Genomic DNA, 311 nt, shown 5'->3' with positions numbered 1-311 from the left:
GGCTATCGCGAAAGTACCCAAAGTTGGCGTGAGCTGCTTCTCGATCTCCAGCGGCGCGGGCTTACCCATGCGCCTGATCTTGCCATTGGAGACGGAGCCTTGGGCTTCTGGCATGCGCTGCGCGAGGTCTTTGGGGCCACGAAAGAACAGCGCTGCTGGTTCCACAAAACGGGCAATGTACTGAACGCGATGCCGAAGTCGGTTCAGGCCAAAGCCAAGGGCCACCTGCACGATATCTGGCAGGCTGAGACGCGCGTGAATGCCGAGGCCGCTTTTGACTTCTTCATCACAACCTACGGCGTGAAATACGA

1 protein-coding gene is annotated in these 311 nt (G+C 58.5%); it reads left to right on the top strand.

Annotated features, from left to right (window positions below; genetic code table 11):
• A partial coding sequence (locus ACFWW2_RS17250) for a transposase (protein WP_393929978.1) occupies positions 1 to 311 on the top strand: 311 nt, incomplete at both ends.

This window comes from Yoonia sp. R2-816, assembly GCF_046762905.1.
Taxonomy (GTDB): Bacteria; Pseudomonadota; Alphaproteobacteria; order Rhodobacterales; family Rhodobacteraceae; genus Yoonia.
The sequence above is the reverse complement of the archived record's forward strand: the minus strand, read 5'-3'. Positions and strand labels throughout refer to the sequence as shown.